The following is a 17,641-nucleotide window of genomic DNA, read 5'->3' on the forward strand; positions in this document are numbered from 1 at the left end:
AGCTCTCGCCTCACCGGATCGGCCTGAGGGGGCAGCGTTCGATCCTCGGTATCGATATCGGCCATGGGTGCAATCCTGCCTTGTTCGGGACCGGTCGTTCCGGTGAATCGCGACGATCGTTGGGGGCCAGGCTCGTCGCGCCCATTGACGGCCCCGAATCCCGGGCGTACCGTCGGTTTTGACAAATAGTCGAAATTCGTCAAAGTGATGTGAGTATGGGCGTCAACGAGCTCGAGCGGGAACAGGCGATTCTGGACGCGGCGGCGGAGCTGCTGCTGCGGCTGGGATACAACAAGGTGACCATGGGCGATGTCGCGGAGAATGTCGCGCTGCATCGCGGGTTGGTGTATCTGCGGTTCCGGACGAAGGACGAACTCGTCGAGGCGCTGGTGCTGCGGGAGACCAATCGCTACGCCGACCGCTGGCAACAGCATCTGGAGGCGGACGCGCTGGGCGGCAGCGTGGCCAGCGTGTACCGGGCCATGGTGCGGGCGCTGCGGGAGCTGCCCTTGGCGGCGGCCATCGTGGGCCGCGACGAGACGGTGTTCGGGAAGTATCTGCGCAAGCCCGGCAATGTGTTCGAGCGCTTGCGCAACCCCATGGGAACGCAGCACTTTCTGGACGCCATGCGGGAGGTCGGGGCGGTGCGCGACGATATCGACACGCGCGCCGTGGCTTTCGTGCTCGACACGCTGACACCCGCACTGCGACAGACGTTTCCGGACGCGCGGGCCGGTGATACCGAACGCCCCTCGACCGAGGAGCTGGTCGACGCGCTCTCCGACATGCTCGAGCGCAGCCTGAACCCCTCGGCCGGACCGGATCTCGCGGCGGGCAAGCGCGTGCTGATCGAGAGCCTCACGCGCATTCGCGGCGATTTCGACGCCTCCTCGAACCGATCGGAAGGAGCGGCATCGTGACAGACACCGGTGCCCAGGAAGATCTACTGGTTCTGGAACTCCACGACCCGGCCGCGACGCTCGAACGCGCCGGTGGCAAGGGAGCCTCGCTGGCGCGCATGGCGGGCGCGGGCCTGCCGGTGCCGCCCGGATTCCATGTGACCACGGCGGCCTACCGGCGCTTCGCCGCCGCGAACGGATTGCGCGAGCGCCTGCTGGCCCAGACCGCGAACGTCTCGGCGGACGAACCCGCCACCTGGGAGGACGCCGCCGCGAAAATCGGTGCGCTGCTCGCCGACCAGCCGGTGCCCGAGGAGATCGACGCAGCCATCGCCGCCGCCTACGCGCGGATGGGTGAGGACGTGCCGGTCGCGGTCCGGTCCTCGGCCACCGCGGAGGATCTACCGGATATGTCCTTCGCGGGGCAGCAGGAGACCTATCTCGACATCCGCGGGCGGGCGGCGGTCGCGGATGCGGTGCGCCGCTGCTGGGCGTCGCTGTGGACGGCGCGGGCCATCGGATACCGTGCGCGACAAGGCATTGCGTCCGAGGATGTGGAACTGGCGGTGGTCGTCCAGGAATTGGTGCCCGCCGAGGCCGCTGGGATCGCGTTCACCGCCGATCCGGTCACCGGCGCGCGGGATCGGATCGTCATCAATGCCGCCTGGGGGTTGGGCGAGGCCATCGTCGGCGGTCAGGTCACCCCCGACACCTTCGTCGTCAGCAAGGCCGACCAGGCCGTTGTGTCCAGGGAGATCGGGGACAAGCGGGTCATGACGGTGCGTACCGGCGCGGGCACCGAGGAGCGCGATGTGCCCGCGGACCAGCGCACCCGGCCCGCGCTGGAGTCGCGACAGGCGGCGGAGCTGGCGCGCGTCGCGGTCCGTATCGAGGAGTTCTACCAGCAGCCCATGGATATCGAATGGGCGCTGCACGACGACCGGATCTTCATTGTGCAGGCGCGTCCGATCACCGCGCTGCCGGAGCCGAAAGCGCCTGCCCCGCAGTGGGAGTTGCCCGATCCGCACGGGAAGTACGTTCGTGGCAGCGTCATGGAGCTGTTGCCGAATCCCTTGTCGCCCTTGTTCGAGACGCTGGGGATTCCGGCGTGGTCGAAGGCGACCGTCGAGTACTACCACCGGATTCACCTGCCGTACTTCGATGATCCGCTCGCGGTCATCAATGGGTACGGGTACTACAACGTCGACTACACGCCGGGGCTGCTGGCGCGCATGGCCGTGGCGCAGCCGCGATTCCTGGCGGTCACGCTGCCGCGCAGATTGCGTGCGGCGCCGGAGATCTGGCACGCGGCCCATACGCGGTATCAGGAACTCGCGGCCCGGTGGGGAGCTCTCGACCCGGAGGCCGAATCGGCGTCGACGCTGTTGACGGGTGTGCGGGAGCTGGTCGCCGAAGCCGCCGAATACTACTTGGCCATTCAGGGCGGCATACTGCCCGCCGCGTACTTCAGCGAGTCGGCTTTCACCAAGGCGTACAACGCGATTCGCCGCGACGACGACCCACCCGCACTGGACTTCCTGCTCGGCTTCGACAGCAAACCGGTGCGAGCGGAGCAGTCGCTCTACGACCTGGCGCGCTGGGTGCGTACCCAGCCCGGGCTCGCCGACCGCGTCGCCGAGGCCGAGACCGCCGAATTGACGGGCCCGCCCGAGGGGGATGCGGCCTGGCGGGAGTTCCGCGACCGCTTCGCCGAACACCTGCGGACTTTCGGCGATATGGTCTACGACCTCGACTTCGCCGCGGCCGTGCCGATGGAGGATCCGGGCGCGCCCTTGCGCACGCTCGCCTACTTCCTCACCGAAGATGCCGCGAATCCCCATGCGCGCCAACGCACCGCCGAGCGCAAACGCGCGGCCGCCGAGGGAGCACTGGATCGTCGCGGTCTGCGCGCCGGACTGGTTCGACCGCTGCTGCACTGGGCGCAGGCCATGGCACCCATGCGGGAGGACGCACTGGCGGATGTGGGGCTGGGCTGGCCGGTGGTGCGGCGACTGCTGCGCGAGCTCGGGCGGCGGCTGGTCGCGGCGGACGCGCTCGTCGACGCAGGCGAGGTCTACCTGCTGCGGCTCGATGAACTCGACGCGGCGGTGCGAGCGCTGGACGCCGGTCGCGCACCGGAGGATTCACGCGCGATGGTCGCCGATCGACGGGAGACTCAACGGCAGCGCCGCGCCGTTGCCCCGCCGCATGTACTGCCTGTGGAGGGCGGCACGACATTTCTCGGGATGGATATCTCCCGCTTCCTGGGCGCGCACGCCGAGGAGACGGAGGACGCGATCAAGGGCACGCCCGGCAGCCCGGGGCAGGTCACCGCGCCCGCGCGAATCATCCACGGCCCAGAGGAATTCGATCAGATGCGCCGCGGCGATGTGCTGGTCGCCCGCATCACCACGCCCGCGTGGACACCGCTGTTCTCGTTGGCCTCGGCCGTGGTCACCGATGTCGGCGGCGCGTTGAGCCACAGTTCGATCGTGGCGCGCGAATACCATATTCCGGCCGTGCTCGGCACGGGGGCGGCCACCGAACGCCTGCGCACCGGGCAGCGCGTTACCGTCGACGGTGACGCCGGTCTGGTCACCATTGCCGAGCGGTGAGAGGCATGTCGACACCAGCGAACGAACTGCTGCCGGTCTGGCCGGATTCACCTGCGCCGCACCAGGACCCGCGACCGTACGGGCAGTTCACGAGTATCCCCGAAGTCCAGGGACACCACGACCTGCGCGTGTATCGCAATGTCACCCGTCCGGCGCTGGCCGTCCACCGGCCCGAGCGACCGAATGGGGCGGCCGTAATCCTCTGCCCTGGCGGAAGTTTCGTCACACTCACCGACAGCAGTACCGATATCGCGAAGAGCCTTGCCGCGCAGGGTGTCACGGCTCTTGTGCTCCGGTACCGGCTGTTACCCACTCCCGTGGACGACGCCGAATTCCTCAGCCATTGGGGTGATTACACCGAGAAGGACCGCATTGCCCAGTCACGTTCGGCGGCGCGGGATGCGATCGACGCGGTTCGGACTGTCCGCGGCCGAGCGGCCGAGCTCGAGATAGCCGAGGACCGTATCGGCATTCTGGGGTTCTCCGCCGGAGGGCTCCTGGCCGCGACCGCGGCCACCGGCTACGACGCGGACAGCCGCCCCGATTTCGCGGCCTCCCTGTACGGGGCCGCCTGGCACGACCACACCGTCCCGGCCGACGCGCCGCCGCTGTTCCTGTGCTTCGCCGCCGACGACGAGGGCCCGGGTGTGGTGGCGGGGAATCTGACCCTGCACCGTGACTGGCTCGCCGCGGGGCGGTCGGTCGAAATGCACGTCTACGCGCAGGGCCGCCACGGTTTCGCCGAGGGGCCGCGCGGGCTGCCCTGCGACACCTGGTTGGACCGCTACCTGGATTGGATGCGCGCGCTGGCTGCGCTCAGGGCCTGACCGGTGTCGGAGGGGCGCGCTAGCCTCGAATTATGTGCCGAAACATCACCGCCTTGCGGGGGCTGGAACCCGCGGCGACGCCCGAGGAGATCAACGCGGCCGCCTTGCAGTACGTGCGCAAGGTGGGTGGGTTGTCGAGTATTTCCGATACCAACCGTGCGGCCGTCGATGCGGCGGTGGCCGATATCGCGGCCGCCACCACGCGACTATTGGAGGCGCTGCCCGAACGCCGGGTGCCGCCCAAGACCATCCCGCCGCTGCGACGGCCCGAGGTGCGGGCTCGGATGCACGCGCACGACTGAGGGGGCCGTCATGGTGGAGCGGAAGCCACCGGAGCTGGATTTCGAAACCTGGATCGACAAGCAGATTCGGGAAGCCACCGAACGGGGCGAATTCGAGAACCTGCCCGGGGCGGGAAAACCGATCCCGGGGGCGGGAGCGCCGGTCGACGAGAACTGGTGGCTGCACGATTACGTGCGACGCGAGGGTGCGACCAGCGATGTGCTGCTACCCCCGTCGCTGCTGCTCCGACGCGATATCGAGCGATTGCCGCAGACCGTGCGGGAGATGAAATCCGAGGAACGCGTCCGGGACACGGTCAGCGAGCTCAACGAGCGGATCGTGCGATGGCTGCGCATGCCCGAGGGGCCGATGGTGCCCATGCGACCGGTCGACGCCGATGAGGTGGTCGCGCGGTGGCGGGAGGAACGGTCGGCGGCCGCGGCTGCGAGCAGTACGGCGCGTCAGGAACAGGCGGTGAAGGCTGTCGAGGCCGAGCCCGCGGAACATCCGGCGCGGTCTCGCCGGTGGTGGCGCTGGCGAAGCGGGCGCGCCTGATTGTGGCGCTGCGGGTGCCCAGCGTGGACACCGGCCAATCGCACGCCGGAATGGCGGTGGTGCGGTGTGTGATGGATTGACCCAGTGACGCGGGCGGGGGCGCAGTCAGGCGCGGGGGCGGTGGTGCCAGCAATCTCGGACGATTGCGTCGAGGTCGGAATTCTCTGGTGCCCAATGTAATTCATCGCGAGCCCGGGTTGGGTCGCTGATCAAGGCTTGGGGTTCGGGGGCGGCCGGGCCGTGGGTCAGGGGGACGGGGTGGCCGGTTACGCGTTCGACGGATGCCGCTACGTCCAGGACGCTGGAACCATTGCCGGTGCCGATGTTGTAGCGGCGGGCCGTACCCGGTGCGGGCGGGTGGGCGAGGCTCGCGGTGAAAGCCTTGGCGGCATCGGTGACGTGAAGGTAGTCGCGTACGGCGGTGCCGTCGCCGTTGATGGTCAGCGGGGTGCCGTTCGCGGCGGCGGAGAGGGCGCGGGGGATGAGGCGGGTCGGGTCCGGGTCGGCACCACCGGCGATGTTCAACAGGCGCAGGATGGTCGCGCTCATGCCCGCGGCCCGCGCCTGCGCCGCGATGGCGTACTCGGCGGCCAGCTTGCTGCTCGCGTAGGGATGCGGTGGATCATCAGGGCACGACTCGTCCATCGGCTGTCGCTCAGGTGTGCCGTAGATGGAACCCGTTGAGGCGAAGACCATTCGTCTGACACCGGCGTCGGCCATGGCCGCGAGTAGCGCGACGGTTCCCCCGGTATTCACGCGGAAGTACCGCAGCGGCTCGCTCAACGATTCGCGTGCGCGCCCCAGACCCGCAAGGTGGCAAACAGCGTCGACCCCATCCACGGCCCGGCGCAGCGACCCGGGGTCCAGGAGATCCGCGACCCGCACCTCCACCGCCCGCGAATCCACCGCTCTCGCGCTGGAAGCCATGCCCGTCGCTCCCGAAACCTCTGTACGCGCGCCGGAAGTCACGCTCGCCGCTCCTGAATCGACGGCACTCGCGCTGGAAGCCGAGCCCGTCGCTCCCGAAACCTCTGTACGCGCGCCGGAAGTCACGCCCGTCGCTCCTGAATCGACGGCACGCGTGCCGGAAGTCGCGCCCGTCGGTCCCGAATCCACTGTGCTCGCGCTGGAAGTCACGCTCGCCGCTTCCGAAACCTCCGCGCTCGCGCCGGAAACCAAGCTCGCCGCGCCCGAAGCGGCGGTATCCGCCTCCGAAGCCACCTCGGCCGCACTGGAATCCGCTGCGGCCGTCCTCGAAACGACCCCATTCTCACCGAGCGCCACCCCGGTCGCCCCGAGGGGCCCGGCACCGCCGGAGACCATCGCGACCGGCTCGTGCCCCGCCTCCAGCAGGGCCGCGACGACCGCCTGCCCCACATACCCATTCGCTCCGGTGACTAGGACGCGCATGCCAGTACCCCCGCGGCGACCGTATCGGCGATCGAATCCAGTTGTGCTGCTTCGAGTTCGAGGTGGAAGCCGAAGATGGCGTAGAACTGGGGGCCCGAGAGTAGGCAGTTCAGGATGAGGGGGTCGGGGCGGGTGGTCAGTTCGCCGCGGGCCGTCGCGCGATCGAGGATGATTCCTACCTGGTCGAGTTCCGCCGACAGGATGAGATCCCGGAAGCGTTCGGACAGTTCGGGGTTGGTCGCCACCTCCGCCATGATGTGCGGCCCGACCTCCCGTGTCGGCCCGCTGGACAGCACCCGGTACACCTCGTGCACCATGGCGCGCAGATCCGCGCGCAGCGATCCATGGTCCGGCGGCTCCGCGAACTCGGGCGGATGCACCACCGCCGCGAAGACCAGCGCCGCCTTGGACGGGAACCGCCGATAGATCGCGGGCTTCCCGACGCCCGCCGCAGCCGCCACCGCGTCGACCGTGAGCCCCGTGTACCCGTGGCGCGCGAGCAGCGTGCGGGTCGCCTCGAGCACGCTGTGATCTATACGGCTGTCCCGGGGCCGCCCACCCCGTTGCTTTCCAGTGGTCACCAGCGCATGATACGGAACATGAGTAACGTAACTACGGTATCGAAACCGCTTCCGGACCTTCCCGCCCTGGTGGACGCGCGTGCGGCCACGCTCTACGTGTGGGCGGGGCGCGCGCTGACGGCCATTGCCACACTGCATATCGCCTTCTTCGTCGTCGATACCAACGACCATTGGTCGGAGTGGGCCACCGGCGAGCTGTGGGGTGCGCAGGCCACTACCCGCTACGAATCCCTGGCCGACTTCTGGGCACTGCCGGGCGGCTTCGCCGCGCCGCTGATCGTGCTCGGACTGCTGATCACCCGCCTCGCGCGGGCCGGGCGCGCGGTACCTGCCTACGTCGGCTGGACGCTCACGGCCTGGGTCGTGCTCTGCGCACTGATCCTCATGCCCTCGGGATTCCTGCTGGGCCTCATCCCGGCGGGCATGCTCCTCACCGCCTCCTGGCGCAATTCCCGAGCCGTCGACGCCTAGCGCGCCACCGCGCTCATTCCAGAGCTCGGGCGTAAAGCCGCTGTGCCTCTTCGCGTTCGGCCGCTATCCGAGATCGCCGCACCGTCATGGCGGCCGCCGGATCGTCACCGGTCAGAATGGCGCGGTGCAGGGCATCCACATCGTCGATGGCCTCGCACGCACCTCGCCCCGCGGCGGGCGTGATGGCGTGATCGGCGTCGCCGCAGAGGATTACGGGCGGCTGCGGCGGCTTCGCGGAGTGCAGCGGCACGCTGCGCGCATTGGAGACGTGCAGGGTGTCGGTGTGCGCGAGCAGGGTGTCGATGATGTCGGTACTCGGCGCGGCCGAGCAGATCTCATCGGCCCATCCGGCGACGGCGTGGAATCCGGTGTGCTGCCTCGGCACCGGCGGCCGGGTGAGGCGGGCGAACCAGAACGCGGTGTCCTCGCTCCACAGATGTCCGAAACTGCTGACCGGTAGCAACCCCGCGCCGAGACGGCCGTCGAAGTGCAATGTATCCGGATCCGTAGGCAGCTCAACGGGTTTCGAGGTGGTGCCGTAGAAGATGACCTGCCCCGCGTATTCGGCGGCCCGCTCGGGCTCCAGGGCGGTCCGCGCCACGGAGTCGATACCGTCCGCCGCGACGATCAGATCGTCCACGGCCACAGCCTCTTCGCCGCCGAAGACCGTGCCGGTCACCGGATCCACCTCGGTGACCGGTGTCTCGTAGCGAATATCGGCCCCCGCCTCGCTGGCGAAATCGGTCAGCGCCCGCATGAGACCGGCCCGCGGATACAGCCGGTGCCCGCGGCTGCGCATCGTCCGCCGATCCCGGCTCAAATAGTGAAATCGAAAGCCCGACACCGGATATGACGCCGATTCCAGCGCGTCGAGCGGAACCTCGAGTTCGCCGAGCACATCGTGCGCGTGCCGATCCAACACCACGAAAGCCCCGTCGCGTCCGGCCGCGCGCCGCTCGAAGACGGTGGCGGGCCGCTCATGGCAGGCCAGCGCCCCGGCGAGGACCGTCCCGGCGATGCCGCCGCCGATGATCGTGACCATCGCTCCTCCTCACCGTCGCCGTACCGAACGCCTTGCCTCCGACCATAGCCGATTCAAATAACCAGGCGAATGCCCAGCTCACCCGGGGTGTCCCTGTCGAGCGTAGGCGGAATCGAACCGAGGGCTGGCGCACTCCGCGCATGTTGTCGGCTATGCGGCATACGCTCCGATTGTTCGGAAGGAGTGCGGTGATGGGTGAACGGGCGGCACGATGAGCAAGCGCGGATGGCTGCTGTTCCTGGCCATGGGTGTGATCTGGGGCGTGCCCTACGCCATGATCCGGGTGGCGGTCGAGGATTTCGATCCGGTGGTGGTGGCCTTCGGCCGCACTTTCCTCGGCGCGCTGGTCCTGCTGCCGATCGCCTTGTGGACCAAGGCGTTGGGCCCGGTACTGCGGCGCTGGAAGTGGGTGCTGGCCTACACCCTCGCCGAGATCACCGGCCCGTGGCTGTTGATCGGTCAGGCGGAGACCACGCTGAACAGCTCCACCGTGGGCCTGCTCATCGCGGCGGTGCCGTTGATCGCGGTGCTCATCGTGACGCGGCTCGGGCACGAACGGCTCGACGCGCGCCGGATCGTCGGCCTGGTCATCGGTTTCGCGGGGGTGGCGGCGCTGGTCGGTCTGGATATCGACGTCATGCATGTCGGCGCGCTGGCGGCCCTCGCGGTGACGGTGGTCGGCTACGCGATCGGGCCGATCCTCATCAACCGCAAGCTCGCCGATCTGCCGCCGATGGGCGTGGTGACCGGATCGCTGATGCTCGCCGCGCTGCTCTACGCGCCCTTCGCCGCCTGGCAGTGGCCGACGCGGATCACCGCGGATGCGACCTGGTCGGTGGTGGGCCTCGGACTGCTCTGCACCGCAGTGGCTTTCGTGGTGTTCTTCGCGCTGGTCGGCGAGGTCGGGCCTGCGCGCTCGACCGTCATCACCTACATCAATCCGGCGGTGGCGCTGCTGCTGGGCGTGAGCCTGCTCGGCGAGCCGCTGACCGCCGGTATGGCCATCGGCTTCCCGCTGGTGATTCTGGGCTCGATTCTCGGAACCGCCAAGGCGAGGGTGCCCGCCGAATCGGAACTCGTACGCGAATCCGGACAGACCACTCGATAGCGAATCGGTGGCAAACCGTCCGGGCGGTGTGAAATGCCATGTCCGGCGCGCCGGGCCGTCGTCGGTGCGCGGAATCCGGTTACCGTGGCTAGGTGGTAGCGCTCGTCATCGGCTTGGTCATGCTCGGTCTGTTCACCGTCATGGTCGTCAGGGAACCTCGGCGGTTGGCCAATGGGGTGGTGCTGCTCATCGCCCTGTGCTTCAGCCTGGTCGGACTCGTCCATGTGGACAGCGACCGGATTCTGAACCTGCTGGCCTCGCTCATCATTCTGCTGTCGCCGCTGCTGGTCCTGGTGCTGGCGGGGCTGCTCATGGCCAATGGCGTGCAGATGGTGCGCCGGGAGGGGCGGCGCGTCGCGAATCTGCTGTCGTTCGGGCTCGGTCTCGCATTGCTCACGCCGTATGTGCTTTTCGTCGTGGCGGTGCTCGGCGGTATCGGGTGGATCGCGGTCACGCTGGCTTCGATCACCCTGGTGATCAGCTATATCGGCTTTCTGCTGGTGGCCTTTCTGCTGTATTCGTTCTTCTATCTGTGTCTGCCGTATCGGCGGGGGATGGGCGCGATCGTGGTGCACGGCTCCGGGTTGATCGGCGCGCGCGTCCCGCCGCTGCTGGCGAGTCGACTGGATCGGGCGCTGGCGGTGTATCAGCGCGAGGTCGCGGCGGGATACCGGCCGCTCGTGATCACCAGTGGCGGTAAGGGTTCCGACGAGGCGCTGGCCGAGGCCGATGCCATGGCCGCGTATCTCGTCGACCGCGGCCTGCCCGAGCAGGCGATCCTGCGCGAGGACCGTTCCACCACCACGCGCGAGAATCTGCTGTTCACAAGGCAATTGCTGGCCGAGCACGGTATCGCCACCCGAATGCTGCTGGTCACCAGCAACTTCCACGCGCTGCGCACGGCGATTCTCGCGCGCCGCATGGGTTTGGACGCGGAGGTGGTCGGCTCACGGACGGCGTTCTACTATCTGCCCAGCGCCATTCTGCGTGAGTTCGTGGGGATTCTGTTCGAGCACCGGTGGGCCTATCTGGTGGCGTGCCTGGTGTTGGCGGCCATGCCGCCGCTGCTGGTACTGGCCGTGGCGCTCATTCCGGGCGAGCAGTAGCCCGGCGAAGTGCTCGTCGAGCAGCGGCACCGGATCGAGTTCGGACACAGCGTGTCCGGCATCGCAGTGGTCGGTGAGGTCCTTGCCGTCGCGGGCCTGGACGATGTGTATCCGCTCGACGGCGCCGAGCAGGGTGGCGGCCACGCGGGCGGCGCGGCGGTATCCGGGTGCGTCGCGGTCGGCGACAATGATCACCCGCCGCGCACCGCGCAGCCAGTTCGCGTGTTCGGGGTGCCAACCCAGTGCGCCACCGGCATTGCAGGTGGCGTAGCGGCCACAGTGTCGGGCGGTGAGCGCGTCGCGTTCGCCCTCGCAGACGAAGATGTCCGCGCCGGACTCGACGGCGGTGACGATATCCGGTAGTAGGAATGGGACGGGCGCGAATCCGCCTCGCCGCCAACCGCTTTCGGTCATGCGCTGCTGCCAGAAGCTCTTGGCGTGCCCGTATTCGTGCGGGATGCGCATGCGGTGTACTCGCCCCACGGGTCGACCGTCGGGGTCCTGGTACACGTAGACGGCGACGCGTCGCGGTGGGCCGATCTGGTGTCCCAGGTCGGGTTTGTGCGCGGCGAGGGGTAGCCCGGCGGCCAGTATGGCGCGGTCGGCCAGTGACGGTTCGGGTCGGCGCCGCGGCGCTGTCGCGGCGTGGGCGTGCGGGTGGTCGAAGAGATCCCGTACCCGCAGTCCGAGGCGTTCCAGGACGCGTTCGTCGGGGCATCCGGCGAAGCAGCGCACCACGGTCCGGCTCCGTCGCCGGTCGTAGAGGACTCCGAGGGAGGGGTGATGGCGGCGGCCGTCGGCCTCGTGGACGGGGCAGAGGTAGCGAATCCAGTCGCCGCTGCGGCGGCCGGGGCCGGTGGTTCGGTCCAGTGCGTCGGTAATGGTGTCCAAGGATCGGTGGGTGCCCATGGCCCGCTCCCTGTGGTGGTGACGGCCTTCACTTCCGGTGTACCCCGTCGCGAGGGGTGGCGCGACCGTCGCTTGCGAATGCACGTACCAGGGGTTTCGGGTGGCGATCCGACCCGATTTCGTGACCAACGGCAGATTTCGTGACCAACGGCAGATTTCGTGACCAACGACAAAGGCCCCCGGTCAAAGTGACTGGGGGCCTTGCGTTGTAGTCCCGACGGGATTTGAACCCGCGCTACCGCCTTGAGAGGGCGGCGTCCTAGGCCGCTAGACGACGGGACCAGGACATTCCTTCGATCTCTCGATCGGGGAAGCTCGGATAGCTTAACCGATCGTTCGCCCAATGCGAAATCGGCGCTCGCGGCTTGACCTCAACAGTACTTCGGGTTCGAGGGTGGAGGGGTCACAAGCTGGGCGAAACCGATAGGGAGACAAGACGATGCGTGCGGTACAGGTCAAGGAGTTCGGTGGTCCCGAGGTGCTGTCGGTGACCGAGATCGCGGATCCGGTGGCGGGTCCGGGGGAGGTCGTGGTCGACGTGGCGGCGGCCGATGTGATGTTCCTGGACGTGCGGCTGCGCGCGGGGTTGGGGACCGATTTCTTCCCCGTGTGGCCGCCGTACGTGCCGGGCGGTGCGGTGGCGGGAGTGGTGAGTGCGGTCGGCGAGGGCGTGGACGCCAGCTGGATCGGGCGGCGGGTGGCCACGGGTACGGCGGCGAGCGGGGTCGGCGGCGGTCTGCCGATCGGCGGATACGCGGAGCGGGCGCTCGCCAAGGCGGACGCGCTCACCGCGATTCCGGACGGAGTGAGCGCGACGCAGGCCGCCGCGCTGGTGCACGACGGCCGTACCGCCCTCGGCGTGATGGGGCGCGCCGCCGTTCAACCGGGGGAGCGGGTGTTGGTCACCGCCGCCGCGGGCGGCCTGGGCACCTTGTTCATCCAATTGGCCCGCGCGGCGGGCGCGACCGTGATCGCCGCCGCGCGCGGTGCGGCGAAACTCGCACTGGCACAACGCCTCGGCGCACACGCCGTGATCGATTACACCGACGCCGACTGGCTCGACCAGGTGCGCACCGCCACCGACGGCCACGGTGTGGACGTGGTGCTCGATGGCGCGGGCGGCGATCTCGGCGGGTCCACGCTGGCTGTCATGGCCCCCGGTGGTCGCCTCATCGGATACGGCAATGCCGCAGGCGGATTCGCGAATGTCGACCCGGAGGCCGCGACGGCCGCGAATGTCACCGTCGTCACCCTGATGGAGTTGACGGCGGCGGTGGTGGACTGGACCGCCCATTTCACCCGAGCCTTGGCCGAGGTGGCGGCGGGCCGACTCGAAGTCGTCATCGGTCAGACCTTCCCGCTGTCCGAGGCCCCGGCGGCACATGCGGCGATCGAATCGCGAACCGCCGTGGGGAGGACCTTGCTGACGGTGGAGTGACTAGCCGACGCGGGACGGCAGGGCGGCGAGGATCTGGTTGACGAGTTCGCCGGGTGGGAGGGTGGCGTCGAGGGTTATGCCGTTCTCGTCGTCGGTGAGTGGGCGCAGCAGTGCGAGCTGCGAGTCCAGCATGGCTACGCCCATGTAGTGGCCTTTGCGGGAGGTGAGGCGGCGCTCCAATTCCTCGCGCGGGGCCGCCAGGTGGACGAAGTAGAGGTCGGGGGCGGCTTCGCGGAGGCGGTCGCGGTACCCGTGTTTCAGCGCCGAACAGGTGAGTACCGCGGTGTCGCGCGCGGCCAGCCACCGGCCCAGGGCATCGAGCCAGGGAGCGCGATCGTCGTCGTCGAGCGGGGTTCCGGAGGCCATTTTGGCGACGTTCGCGGGTGGGTGGAAGTCGTCGCCCTCCCCGAACTCCACCCCCAGGGCTTCGGCCAGCAGGGTGCCGACGGTCGACTTGCCGGAGCCCGCCACTCCCATCACCACGATCAGCGGAGGTTGCGTGGTCACACTACGACCCTAGTGGGTCGTGGCCGCTATCTCTTCGCGGAGCCGTCGCGCGGTGTCCGCCGCGTGACTATCCGGTGCAGTAGTCGGGCGGCGGTGCGCGCGGTGCGATTGTCCAGGTCGAGGGTCGGATTGAGTTCCGCCACATCGCATATGGCGAGTTTCCCGCTGGCGGCGACCCGATCGCATACCGCCTGGACGACCTCCAGCGGGACACCGAAGGCCGCGGGTGCGCTCACCCCGGGCGCGACGGCGGCGGGCAGGACGTCCAGGTCGATGGTGAGATGGACGAGGTCCACGTCGGTCAGGAAGTCGTCGACGAAGCGTGCCGCGGCGGTGTGACCGCAGTCGTCGTCGAGGAGGTAGCGCACCCCGAATCGCTCGGCGGTGTCGAACAGCGCACGGGTATTACTGGGCTGACTGATGCCGAGGACGCCGTAGCGCAGCGCGCCCTGTTCGGCGTCGAGCATCTGCCGAAAGGGCGTGCCGGAGCTGGGAATCGGATCGGAGCGCAGGTCGAAGTGCGCGTCGAGGTTGAGCACGCCGACGCGAAGTCCCGCGCGCAGCGCGGATGTCGACCAGCCCAGATAGCTCGCGTAGGCGACCTCGTGGCCGCCGCCCAACACCACCGGGAAGTGTCCGGCGTCGAGTATCGCCGAAACCGCCGCGCCGACGGCCTGCTGACCCGCCTCGAGGTTGTCGTCGGTCACCGCCACGGTGCCCGCGTCGAAGGCGTCGAGGGGTGCGGCCAAAGCCATGGGCGACAACGCGTTACGCAATGCGTCCGGCCCCGCCGCCGCACCTGGACGACCCTTGTTGCGCCGCACCCCGGCATCGCTCGCGAAACCGAGGAAGACACACGACCCGATGGGGGCGTCGGCCCGATAAGGCCGGACAGCCTGATGCCATCGCAGGTGCTCGACGGTGTCGCCATCGACACGACCACCCCAGCCCGGAATCTGTGCCGCGCCACTCATGCGTGCACCATCCCGGACACGTGAAACCCTGCCCGCCAGACGTTTTCGACAAGTGGAACGCCCGGCCGATACGCGAGATGCAGATGTGAAGGCGCGGCCAAGGCGATCGCATCGGCCCGTGCGCCGAGACCCAATGTCCCGATATCACTGCGCCGCAGCGCCTTCGCGCCACCCGCCGTCGCCGCGTACACCGCCTCATCGGGTGTTATCCCCATCTCCCGCACCGCCAGCGCGATGCAGAACGGCATGCTGGTGGTGTAGCTGGTCCCCGGATTGCAGTCCGCGCCCAAGGCTACCGTCACCCCGGCATCGAGCAGCGCGCGACCGTCCGCATAGCGGCTGCGGGTACAGAACTCCGCACCCGGCAAGAGCGTTGCCACCGTGGAACTCTGGGCCAGCAGGTCGATATCCGATGCGCTCACGTAGGTGACGTGATCGACCGACGCCGCACCCAACTCCACCGCGAGGGCGACACCCGGCCCCTCCCGCAGCTGATTGCCATGCAGCCGGGGCACGAGCCCGTGCGCCATGCCCGCGCGCAGCACGGCCCGCGCCTGGTCGCCGTCGAAAGCTCCATGCTCACAGAACACATCGACCCACTTGGCCTGCCCCGCGCAGGCCGGAATCATCTCCTCGACCACCATGCGCACGTAATCGTCGGTGCGCCCGGCGTATTCGGGCGGAGTCACGTGCGCGGCCAGCAAGGTCACCTCCTCGGTGACCGCCGCCGCCACGGCAGCACTGCGCGATTCGTCGGCGACGGACTGCCCGTAGCCGGTCTTGCATTCGACCGTGGTACTGCCCGCGCGCAGCGATTCGTCCATGAGCCGCCGCGCATTCGCCAGCAGTTCGGTGTCGGAGGCTTTCCGGGTGGCCTCGATGGTGGTGCGGATACCACCCGCCGCGTACGACTCGCCCGCCATGCGCGCCGCGAACTCCTCCGCGCGCTCACCGGCGAACACCAGGTGCGCGTGGCTCTCCACGAACCCGGGCAGTACGGCCCGCCCGTCCAGGCTGTGACCGATATCCGCGCTCGGCGCGTCGGCGCTGTCGCCGACCCACACCACCGACCCGCCGTCGAAGACGAGAGCGGCATTGCGACGGATTCCTAGGGCCCCCTCGCCCAGTCCGGGGTCATTGGTGACCAGCGTGCCGATATCGGTCAGCACGGTGGAGCGTGCGGTCACGCGGTACTCCTTCCTCGCTCGGGAAATCACGCTTCCGACATGGGGATTCGCACACCGCGCTCGCGGGCGACGTCCCGGGCGTGCTGGTATCCGGCGTCCACGTGCCGGATCACGCCCATGCCCGGATCATTGGTGAGCACCGTCTCCAGCTTGCGCGCGGCCAGGTCGGTGCCATCGGCGATGCACACCTGCCCGGCGTGGATCGACCGTCCCATACCTACCCCGCCGCCGTGGTGAATGGAGACCCACGACGCGCCGGAGGCGGTGTTCAACAGGGCATTGAGCAGCGGCCAGTCCGCGATGGCGTCGGAGCCGTCGAGCATGCCCTCGGTCTCGCGATAGGGCGAGGCGACCGATCCGGAGTCGAGGTGATCACGCCCGATGGCGAGGGGTGCGGAGAGCTCGCCCGAGGCCACCATCTCGTTGAATTTCAGTCCGGCTCGGTGCCTTTCGCCGTAGCCGAGCCAGCAGATGCGCGCGGGCAGACCCTCGAAGGCGACCTTCTTGCCCGCCATGGTGATCCAGCGCTTCAAATGCTCGTTCTCCGGGAAGAGTTCGAGAATGGCGCGGTCGGTGGCCTCGATATCCTTCGGGTCGCCCGAGAGCGCGGCCCAGCGGAACGGGCCCAGCCCCTCCTCGAACAGCGGCCGAATGTAGGCGGGAACGAAGCCGGGGAAGCGGAAAGCCTTCTCGTATCCGCCCTTTCGTGCCTCGTCGCGAATGGAGTTGCCGTAGTCGAACACCTCCGCCCCGCGGTCGAGGAAGCCGACCATGGCCTCCACATGCTGGGCCATGGACCGCCGTGCCGCGCGGGTGAACCACTCCGGATCCGCCGCGGCGCGCTCCTTCATCTCGGAGAACTCCACGCCCACCGGCAGATACGCGAGGGGGTCGTGCGCCGAGGTCTGGTCGGTGACGATATCGATGGGCGCTTCGCGGGCGAGCAGCTCCGGGAAGATCTCGGCGGCATTGCCGTGCACGCCGATGGACAGGGGCCGCCGCGCATCCCGCGCCTCGATCGCCAGACGCAGCGCCTCATCCAGGTTCTCGGCCTCGATATCGAGGAATTTGCGTTCGATCCGCCGTTCGATCCGGGTGCGGTCGCAATCGACGCACAGGGCCACGCCCTCGTTCATGGTCACCGCGAGGGGTTGCGCGCCACCCATGCCACCGAGACCCGCGGTGAGCGTGATGGTTCCGGCCAGGCTGCCGTCGAAGCGCTTGCGGGCGATAGCGCCGAAGGTCTCGTAGGTGCCCTGGAGAATGCCCTGGGTACCGATGTAGATCCACGATCCGGCGGTCATCTGCCCGTACATGGTCAGTCCCAGCGCCTCCAGACGCCGGAACTCCTCCCAATTGGCCCAATCGCCAACAAGATTCGAATTGGCGAGCAGGACCCGCGGGGCCCATTCGTTGGTGCGGAACACCCCGACCGGCTTACCGGACTGCACCAGCATCGTCTCGTCGTCACGCAACGTCTTCAGCGTGCGCACCATGGCGTCGAAGGCTTCCCAACTGCGCGCCGCCCGCCCCGTTCCGCCGTAGACGACCAGGTTGTCGGGGTGTTCGGCCACCTCGGCGTCGAGGTTGTTCATGAGCATGCGCAGCGCACCCTCCTGCTGCCAGCCCAGCGTGGTGAGTTCGCTGCCGCGCGGCGCGCGCACCGGGCGGGCACCCGGCAGGGCGTCGGTCCGATCGTTCATGAGAGTGCTCCTTGTCTGTTCGAGTTG

At 68.8% G+C, this 17,641-nt stretch carries 16 protein-coding genes, 1 tRNA gene and 1 pseudogene; 9 read left to right on the plus strand and 9 right to left on the minus strand.

Annotated features, from left to right (window positions below; translation table 11 throughout):
- Positions 1-215 precede the first annotated feature (215 nt).
- The 5 genes from ACIBH2_RS19880 to ACIBH2_RS19900 are packed head-to-tail and all read left to right on the plus strand — an operon-like array spanning position 216 to position 5,178.
- On the plus strand, positions 216-920 hold the full coding sequence (locus ACIBH2_RS19880) for a TetR/AcrR family transcriptional regulator (protein WP_397119371.1): 705 nt from the start codon (positions 216-218) through the stop codon (positions 918-920).
- Complete coding sequence (locus tag ACIBH2_RS19885) at positions 917-3,514, plus strand: PEP/pyruvate-binding domain-containing protein (RefSeq protein WP_397119373.1); 2,598 nt, start codon at positions 917-919, stop codon at positions 3,512-3,514. The genes ACIBH2_RS19880 and ACIBH2_RS19885 overlap by 4 nt, the downstream gene beginning before the upstream one ends.
- Before the next feature lie 5 nt (positions 3,515-3,519).
- Complete coding sequence (locus ACIBH2_RS19890; protein ID WP_397119375.1) at positions 3,520-4,341, plus strand: alpha/beta hydrolase; 822 nt, start codon at positions 3,520-3,522, stop codon at positions 4,339-4,341.
- A gap of 32 nt (positions 4,342-4,373) precedes the next feature.
- Entirely contained in the window at positions 4,374-4,643 is a 270-nt protein-coding gene (locus ACIBH2_RS19895; protein ID WP_397119377.1) for a DUF2277 domain-containing protein, read from the plus strand.
- A gap of 10 nt (positions 4,644-4,653) precedes the next feature.
- Entirely contained in the window at positions 4,654-5,178 is a 525-nt protein-coding gene (locus ACIBH2_RS19900; RefSeq protein ID WP_397119379.1) for a DUF1992 domain-containing protein, read from the plus strand.
- 105 nt (positions 5,179-5,283) lie between these two features.
- Here ACIBH2_RS19900 and ACIBH2_RS19905 read toward each other — a convergent pair whose 3' ends face one another.
- Both ACIBH2_RS19905 and ACIBH2_RS19910 read right to left on the minus strand, forming a co-directional pair.
- Positions 5,284-6,588 (minus strand): NAD-dependent epimerase/dehydratase family protein, encoded by a 1,305-nt coding sequence (locus tag ACIBH2_RS19905; protein ID WP_397119381.1) that lies wholly within the window; start codon positions 6,586-6,588, stop codon positions 5,284-5,286.
- Complete coding sequence (locus ACIBH2_RS19910) at positions 6,576-7,169, minus strand: TetR/AcrR family transcriptional regulator (RefSeq protein ID WP_397119383.1); 594 nt, start codon at positions 7,167-7,169, stop codon at positions 6,576-6,578. Before ACIBH2_RS19910 ends, ACIBH2_RS19905 begins: the two co-directional genes overlap by 13 nt.
- Before the next feature lie 18 nt (positions 7,170-7,187).
- Here ACIBH2_RS19910 and ACIBH2_RS19915 point away from each other — a divergent pair, with 18 nt between their 5' ends.
- Positions 7,188-7,640 carry a DUF6463 family protein gene (locus ACIBH2_RS19915; RefSeq protein ID WP_397119385.1) on the plus strand — a complete coding sequence of 151 codons (453 nt, stop codon included), beginning with the start codon at positions 7,188-7,190 and terminating at the stop codon, positions 7,638-7,640.
- Between the two features lie 13 nt (positions 7,641-7,653).
- Here the strand turns inward: ACIBH2_RS19915 and ACIBH2_RS19920 are convergent, their stop codons facing one another.
- On the minus strand, positions 7,654-8,682 hold the full coding sequence (locus ACIBH2_RS19920; RefSeq protein ID WP_397119387.1) for an FAD-dependent oxidoreductase: 1,029 nt from the start codon (positions 8,680-8,682) through the stop codon (positions 7,654-7,656).
- Between the two features lie 211 nt (positions 8,683-8,893).
- Between ACIBH2_RS19920 and ACIBH2_RS19925 the strand changes: the two genes are divergently transcribed.
- On the plus strand, positions 8,894-9,790 hold the full coding sequence (locus ACIBH2_RS19925) for a DMT family transporter (protein WP_397119389.1): 897 nt from the start codon (positions 8,894-8,896) through the stop codon (positions 9,788-9,790).
- Positions 9,791-9,882: 92 nt separating this feature from the next.
- A complete protein-coding gene (locus ACIBH2_RS19930) occupies positions 9,883-10,896 on the plus strand; it encodes a YdcF family protein (RefSeq protein ID WP_397119391.1) in 1,014 nt (337 codons plus the stop codon).
- An 81-nt stretch (positions 10,897-10,977) separates the two neighbouring features.
- Here ACIBH2_RS19930 and ACIBH2_RS19935 read toward each other — a convergent pair.
- Together ACIBH2_RS19935 and ACIBH2_RS19940 are read right to left on the minus strand one after the other, a co-directional pair.
- Positions 10,978-11,805, minus strand: a pseudogene (locus tag ACIBH2_RS19935) (hypothetical protein); the annotation flags it as partial.
- A 209-nt stretch (positions 11,806-12,014) separates the two neighbouring features.
- Positions 12,015-12,087: transfer RNA gene (locus ACIBH2_RS19940), tRNA-Glu, on the minus strand.
- A 157-nt stretch (positions 12,088-12,244) separates the two neighbouring features.
- Between ACIBH2_RS19940 and ACIBH2_RS19945 the strand changes: the two genes are divergently transcribed.
- Positions 12,245-13,243 carry a zinc-binding dehydrogenase gene (locus tag ACIBH2_RS19945; RefSeq protein WP_397119393.1) on the plus strand — a complete coding sequence of 333 codons (999 nt, stop codon included), beginning with the start codon at positions 12,245-12,247 and terminating at the stop codon, positions 13,241-13,243.
- Here the strand turns inward: ACIBH2_RS19945 and ACIBH2_RS19950 are convergent, their stop codons facing one another.
- The 4 genes from ACIBH2_RS19950 to hutU are packed head-to-tail and all read right to left on the minus strand — an operon-like array spanning position 13,244 to position 17,614.
- Positions 13,244-13,720: a gluconokinase gene (locus ACIBH2_RS19950; RefSeq protein ID WP_397120909.1), complete on the minus strand. Its 477-nt coding sequence runs from the start codon at positions 13,718-13,720 to the stop codon at positions 13,244-13,246.
- Positions 13,721-13,776: 56 nt separating this feature from the next.
- The gene (gene hutG, locus ACIBH2_RS19955; RefSeq protein ID WP_397119395.1) at positions 13,777-14,724 is read right to left on the minus strand and encodes a formimidoylglutamase; all 948 of its coding nucleotides are present in this window, start codon (positions 14,722-14,724) and stop codon (positions 13,777-13,779) included.
- Positions 14,721-15,911, minus strand: coding sequence for an imidazolonepropionase (gene hutI / locus ACIBH2_RS19960; RefSeq protein ID WP_397119397.1), 1,191 nt, complete (start codon positions 15,909-15,911; stop codon positions 14,721-14,723). Before hutI ends, hutG begins: the two co-directional genes overlap by 4 nt.
- Positions 15,912-15,937: 26 nt before the next feature.
- The gene (hutU, locus tag ACIBH2_RS19965; protein ID WP_397119399.1) at positions 15,938-17,614 is read right to left on the minus strand and encodes a urocanate hydratase; all 1,677 of its coding nucleotides are present in this window, start codon (positions 17,612-17,614) and stop codon (positions 15,938-15,940) included.
- Between the last annotated feature and the right edge of the window lie 27 nt (positions 17,615-17,641).

The organism is Nocardia sp. NPDC050406 (assembly GCF_044459025.1).
Taxonomy (GTDB): Bacteria; Actinomycetota; Actinomycetes; order Mycobacteriales; family Mycobacteriaceae; genus Nocardia.

What these genes read in the sequence shown, in the direction of transcription:
- ACIBH2_RS19920 (WP_397119387.1), bottom strand. Translation starts at nt 8,682, where the DNA reads ATGGTCACGATCATCGGCGGCGGCATCGCCGGGACGGTCCTCGCCGGG.
- ACIBH2_RS19950 (WP_397120909.1), bottom strand. Translation starts at nt 13,720, where the DNA reads ATGGGAGTGGCGGGCTCCGGCAAGTCGACCGTCGGCACCCTGCTGGCC.
- ACIBH2_RS19880 (WP_397119371.1), top strand. Translation starts at nt 216, where the DNA reads ATGGGCGTCAACGAGCTCGAGCGGGAACAGGCGATTCTGGACGCGGCG.
- ACIBH2_RS19915 (WP_397119385.1), top strand. Translation starts at nt 7,188, where the DNA reads ATGAGTAACGTAACTACGGTATCGAAACCGCTTCCGGACCTTCCCGCC.
- ACIBH2_RS19945 (WP_397119393.1), top strand. Translation starts at nt 12,245, where the DNA reads ATGCGTGCGGTACAGGTCAAGGAGTTCGGTGGTCCCGAGGTGCTGTCG.
- ACIBH2_RS19895 (WP_397119377.1), top strand. Translation starts at nt 4,374, where the DNA reads ATGTGCCGAAACATCACCGCCTTGCGGGGGCTGGAACCCGCGGCGACG.
- ACIBH2_RS19890 (WP_397119375.1), top strand. Translation starts at nt 3,520, where the DNA reads ATGTCGACACCAGCGAACGAACTGCTGCCGGTCTGGCCGGATTCACCT.
- hutU (WP_397119399.1), bottom strand. Translation starts at nt 17,614, where the DNA reads ATGAACGATCGGACCGACGCCCTGCCGGGTGCCCGCCCGGTGCGCGCG.
- ACIBH2_RS19925 (WP_397119389.1), top strand. Translation starts at nt 8,894, where the DNA reads ATGAGCAAGCGCGGATGGCTGCTGTTCCTGGCCATGGGTGTGATCTGG.
- hutG (WP_397119395.1), bottom strand. Translation starts at nt 14,724, where the DNA reads ATGAGTGGCGCGGCACAGATTCCGGGCTGGGGTGGTCGTGTCGATGGC.
- ACIBH2_RS19905 (WP_397119381.1), bottom strand. Translation starts at nt 6,588, where the DNA reads ATGCGCGTCCTAGTCACCGGAGCGAATGGGTATGTGGGGCAGGCGGTC.
- ACIBH2_RS19900 (WP_397119379.1), top strand. Translation starts at nt 4,654, where the DNA reads ATGGTGGAGCGGAAGCCACCGGAGCTGGATTTCGAAACCTGGATCGAC.